The organism is Algibacter sp. (assembly GCF_049667265.1).
Classification (GTDB): Bacteria; Bacteroidota; Bacteroidia; order Flavobacteriales; family Flavobacteriaceae; genus Algibacter_B.
Window position 1 is genome coordinate 1 of the sequence record NZ_JBATHX010000233.1, and the last position, 5,488, is coordinate 5,488.

5 protein-coding genes are annotated in these 5,488 nt (G+C 35.1%); 3 read left to right on the top strand and 2 right to left on the bottom strand.

Features of this window, described 5'->3' with window-relative positions; genetic code table 11:
* Window positions 1-276 precede the first annotated feature (276 nt).
* Window positions 277-1,530, bottom strand: a complete 1,254-nt coding sequence (locus tag WBN21_RS08835) for an NRAMP family divalent metal transporter (protein WP_424199446.1) — start codon at window positions 1,528-1,530, stop codon at window positions 277-279.
* Window positions 1,531-1,685: 155 nt separating this feature from the next.
* Here WBN21_RS08835 and WBN21_RS08840 point away from each other — a divergent pair, with 155 nt between their 5' ends.
* A complete protein-coding gene (locus WBN21_RS08840; protein WP_424199448.1) occupies window positions 1,686-2,192 on the top strand; it encodes a metallophosphoesterase family protein in 507 nt (168 codons plus the stop codon).
* 517 nt (window positions 2,193-2,709) lie between these two features.
* Entirely contained in the window at window positions 2,710-3,138 is a 429-nt protein-coding gene (locus tag WBN21_RS08845; RefSeq protein WP_424199450.1) for an FKBP-type peptidyl-prolyl cis-trans isomerase, read from the top strand.
* A gap of 216 nt (window positions 3,139-3,354) precedes the next feature.
* Here WBN21_RS08845 and WBN21_RS08850 read toward each other — a convergent pair whose 3' ends face one another.
* Window positions 3,355-3,765: a DUF4293 domain-containing protein gene (locus WBN21_RS08850; protein WP_424199452.1), complete on the bottom strand. Its 411-nt coding sequence runs from the start codon at window positions 3,763-3,765 to the stop codon at window positions 3,355-3,357.
* A 185-nt stretch (window positions 3,766-3,950) separates the two neighbouring features.
* On the opposite strand from WBN21_RS08850, the gene rho reads away from it, so the two are divergent.
* On the top strand, window positions 3,951-5,488 hold a 1,538-nt coding region (gene rho / locus WBN21_RS08855), incomplete at its 3' end, for a transcription termination factor Rho (protein WP_424199454.1).

A 5,488-nucleotide genomic window follows, 5' to 3' on the forward strand; every position in this document is an offset into this window, starting at 1 on the left:
AACATGCGTATAAAACAAATAAAAAAATCTAAATTTTTACTTTAATTGTTAAAATTCAAAATCACACATTTTCAGAATAAGCAATTAATTGGTGTCTGAGACTGAATTTCACAGAAAGGTGCGTTAGGGATTGCAGTAGAAAGCCCACAGCGACCTTTTGGGAGCGAGGACTTGTAACGGAAAGCCCGACGACGACCTTAGGAGGCGTAACCTGCCTGCCGGCAGGCAGGCGCCCAACTTCTCAATACTCATTCGATAATTACTCAACTTTGGTAGCTAAAAAATTACCATCCAGCCATAATAAATAGCTAAACACGACAAGAAAATAATGCCTGCATAAGTTAATAGTTGCAATCCTTTTTGGGGTTTATCGGCTTCTGGAAGATCGCTACTCATCACGTTTTTCAGATTCATATAACCCACTATTGGCGCTAAAAAAAACGAGGTTGCCGTTGCAATAGCAAGAATTAATCCCATATTAGCACCCAACGCATAAAGTACAATTATGCTAACAACCGAAATAATAATGATGCCTACTGCATAATATTTTTTACCTGTAAATTTTTCATGTTCTTCAACAAGTAATCCAGTAATATCAATCCCCACTCTTGTAACAGCATCAAGTGCTGTTAAGCACGTACTGTACATTGTGGCAAAAGCAGATACCGCAATAAAAACGTATGCCCAATTACCTATATGTGTTGTAAAAAGATTGATAACTTGATCGGCAAAAGTTATGGCATTGCCACTTAATTGGGTACCTGAACCATAAAGCGTCATACAACCAATTATTAAAAAGAAAATAGCAAGTATCGTAGTTAATAAATAACCTGTATTAAATTCTTGAAGCGCTTCTTTAAGCGGTGGTTTATTCTTTTCAACCTTATATTTTTCGACACTCCAAAGACTTAACCAACTACTGGCTTCTACGGCTGTTGGCATCCAACCTATTAATGTGATAAGAAATAACACGCCCGATTGATCAAAAATCTTAGGAGCTTCAAAATTTTGCATTGGGTTTACTGGCCCAGCGTTAATAACAAGAACTGTTGTTACTAATAAAGCTATAAAAAGGATGGGTATTAGAAACTTTAACGTGGTTTCCAAAACTTTATACTTACCAATAATTAGAATAATGCTATTAAGAGCAAATAAGCCTAAAGCAACGGGAAATAAGGAAACATCTTCTATTCTAAAAAGGTTTATAAAAAGCCCTGCTGTAACCGCACAAAGTGCCGCAGGTGTTGCTATACTCGTAGCAAATGTTATAAAAGCATATAACCACAAATAGCCTTTACCTCTTTTTTTATATCCTTCAATAATACTTTTTCCTGTAACGTTAGTATAACGAATGCCAAACTCGAAAAACGGGTATTTTAAAACGTTAGCTAAGATAATTGGAATAATCATAAACCAGCCAAATTGCGCTCCTGCCTTTGTAGAAAGTACTAAATGCGAGGTACCAATAGCCATACTGGCAAATAATAGTCCTGGACCAAGATTTTTAAGGAGCGTTTTGAATTTTGACATATTATTTCGCTTGTTTAAGAACTTGAACAAGTTCGACATTTTTATGAAAATTACAAAAACTGATATTAACTTGAGTTTACAAAAGTTTAACCCAATAATGCATAACTTTACCGACACAAGTATTCTATTGAGATACTGAAATAAATTCAGCACAAGTGACCAAAATATTACTCCTATCTGACACACATAGTTATATTGACAACGACATTTTAAAGTATGTTAAACAAGCTGATGAAGTTTGGCACGCAGGTGATATTGGCGATTTAAAAGTTACCGATGCTATTAAAGCTTTAAAACCTTTACGAGGTGTTTATGGCAATATTGATGATGCCGAAGTGCGTTTGGAATTCCCTGAACACTACCGATTTATGTGCGAAGATGTTGATGTGTGGATAACGCATATTGGTGGCTATCCGCCGAAATATAACCTTAGAGTTTATGAAGGTATTAAACGAAACCCACCAAGAATTTTTATTTGTGGGCATTCGCATATTTTAAAAGTGATGCCTGATAAGAAATTGAACCTCATCCACATGAATCCTGGGGCGGTTGGTAAACATGGCTTCCATAAGATAAGAACCATGTTACGTTTTACTATTGACGGCAAAAAAATTGATAATTTGGAGGTTATTGAGTTTCCTGTTAGGCATCCGAAAGGGTAACATTAATATTCCTGAAAGGTTAAAGATTATGTGAAAATGCAAAAATGATTGGCGAAGAAATTCGACAACCTAAATAGAAATAAAAAAAGGTTAAGTGAATTAAAATTGTTTCCTTATTGTTTCCTTGCTTTTCTATTTCTACTACTTCGGAAATTCCTACCACTTTTTGTAAAGTAACTTACAAAAGCTATTGCTATACCTATAACAATAACTAGGATAGTTATTTGATATGCTTCTTCTGGAATATTCATACTCTAATATACAAAAAATTCCTAAGCTTCTTGTTAAGGGAGGCCTCTGCGTTAGGGATTGCAGAGAAACATTTATGTTCATGAATTCATTATTTTAAAATAGAAAAGCATGAATAAAAGCCCAAAGCGACGCACGAGCGAGGACTTGTAACGGAAAGCCCGACCCCTTTTTCGGGGTAACGCCTAAAAAATAAAAAACCACTTCCTTTTTGTCTTATAAATTGTAAATTTGCTGACTTATTAAAAAACAGTAAACATTATTATTTATGAGTGAAGTAAAAGAGAATGATACGGTAAAAGTACATTACACAGGAAAATTAGGAAACGGACAAGTTTTTGATAGTTCGTTAGAGCGTGAGCCGTTAGAGGTTACTTTAGGACAAGGGATGCTTATTCCTGGTTTTGAAAAAGGTATTATTTCTATGGAATTAAATGAGAAGAAAACAATTAACATTCCGGTTGCAGAGGCATATGGCGAGGTGCAAAACGAATTATTTTACGATGTAAAGAAAGAGCAACTTCCCCAAGATATGGCTCCTGAGGTTGGCATGGGGTTAGCTTCTAAAGATGAAAATGGTAGAGAGGTACAATTTCGTATTGCTGAAGTTAAGGACGATCATATTGTTGTTGATGCCAACCACCCGTTGGCTGGACACGATTTAATTTTTGAATTGGAACTTCTTGAAATAAAATAAGAATTAGGGTTATAAAAATTAAAGAAGCCTAGATATACTCTGGGCTTTTTTTATGATTATTAATTAACCGATTAGATCTTGCTCTTCAGCAGGATTAGTTCAACTAAACATTTTTGATGACGCCCTTTAGGGGTATCCAAAATGAGTTTTACAAATAAAAAAACCCAAAGCTTTCGCTTTGGGTTTTTCGCACTATTACTACTAAGATATAAGGTTTTAACGTAACCTATCCACAGATTTTACAAGTTCTTCATCCTTCTTGATGGCCTTATTGGCTAATGCCAATAACACGATAGAAACAATAGGGAGAAGCATCCCAATACCTTTCTCAGAAACCGCCGTTTCTCCAGATACATTTAGTGATTGATACACGAAAAATCCTAGTAAAATAAAGTTTAATATGATGTTAAGTCGTCCCAGTACAAACTGAAACTTCCTCTTTTTATATCTAATTATTGATATGATTGAATACAACGCAGACACTAAAAAAGCACCATACACATAATTGTTATCTGTAGCAAACACTTTTTCGCCTGTATCTGTAATCCATAAATGGAAAACAAAAATTAGTCCTGCTGAAACGCCAGCAGCTAATAAAAGGTATATGGTTTGAATTCGTTGTAACACGTTGTTTTTATAATCTAGATGGCAAAAATAATAGAAATTATATTAAAAAATAAAATAAAGTTGTATTATTGCAGTAATAATTCACAACAACCGCACAAACAAGCGGTTAATTCTTCAAGATTTAAAAATCATTTTTCAGAATTACTCAAGTTTAGTATTCAAATAAAATATCCAATTAAACATAAATGTTTGAAATTTCACAATTAAAAGAGAAAAAACTCGCTGATTTACAGGAGATTGCCCAAAAATTGAACGTCCCAAAATACCGTTCTTTAAAAAAATTAGATTTAGTATATCAAATATTAGATCAACAGGCAGCCGACCCAAAGGCAGTAAAAGCAGTTGTTCCTGAGGCTACAGTAGAAGCAAATACTGAAAAGCCTGTTAGAAAACCAAGACAACGTTTGCAAAAACCAGCAAGAAACGAGGAGCAACCAAGTAACGATAAGGACGCAAGTAATAATACTGCACCCGAGGTTGCTGCAAAAAGCGAAGCTAATACAGCTACAAAAGCTGATACTCCTCCAAATAAAGGAGAAAAAAAGCCAGTACACAAGCCTAACCCTAGGCCGAAAAGCGACAATCCGAATAAACCAAATCCAAGACCTCAGAATAAAAATCAGCATAAAAACCAAAAAAATGGTAATGTTGATAAAGGCAATAAAGATAACAGAAACCGTTATCGTGAGCCCGATTATGAGTTTGATGCCATTATTGAAAGTGAAGGTGTTTTAGACATTATGCAAGATGGTTACGGGTTTTTACGCTCATCAGATTACAACTATTTATCATCGCCTGATGATATTTATGTATCGCAATCTCAAATCCGTTTATTTGGACTAAAGGTTGGAGATACTGTTTTAGGAAATGTTAGACCACCAAAAGAAGGTGAAAAATATTTCCCATTAATTAAAGTGAGTAAGATAAATGGACAAAACCCAAATGTGGTTAGAGACCGTGTGTCTTTCGAGCATTTAACGCCATTATTTCCTCAAGAAAAATTCAATATAGCAGAGCGTCAAAGTACTATTTCTACTAGAATTATGGATTTGTTCTCACCAATTGGTAAAGGACAACGTGGTATGATTGTATCGCAACCAAAAACTGGTAAAACCATGTTACTAAAGGATGTTGCCAATGCTATTGCAGCAAATCATCCAGAGGTTTATCAAATGATTTTATTAATTGATGAACGTCCGGAAGAGGTAACAGATATGCAACGTAACGTACGCGGCGAAGTTATTGCTTCAACCTTTGATAAGGAAGCTCATGAGCACGTAAAAATAGCTAATATCGTTCTTGAAAAAGCAAAACGATTAGTAGAATGCGGGCACGATGTGGTAATCTTATTAGATTCTATAACACGTTTAGCACGTGCTTACAACTCAGTACAACCTGCATCTGGTAAAATATTAAGTGGTGGTGTTGATGCCAATGCGTTGCATAAACCAAAACGTTTCTTTGGTGCGGCTCGTAATATAGAAAATGGTGGTTCGCTTACCATTATCGCTACAGCACTTACCGAAACTGGTTCTAAAATGGACGAAGTTATTTTCGAAGAATTTAAAGGAACTGGTAATATGGAGCTTCAGTTAGATAGAAAAATTTCTAACCGTAGAATATTCCCTGCTATCGATTTGACATCTTCAAGCACGCGTCGTGATGATATTTTATTAGACGATGTTACCATACAACGTATGTGGGTAATGCGTAAATATCTTGC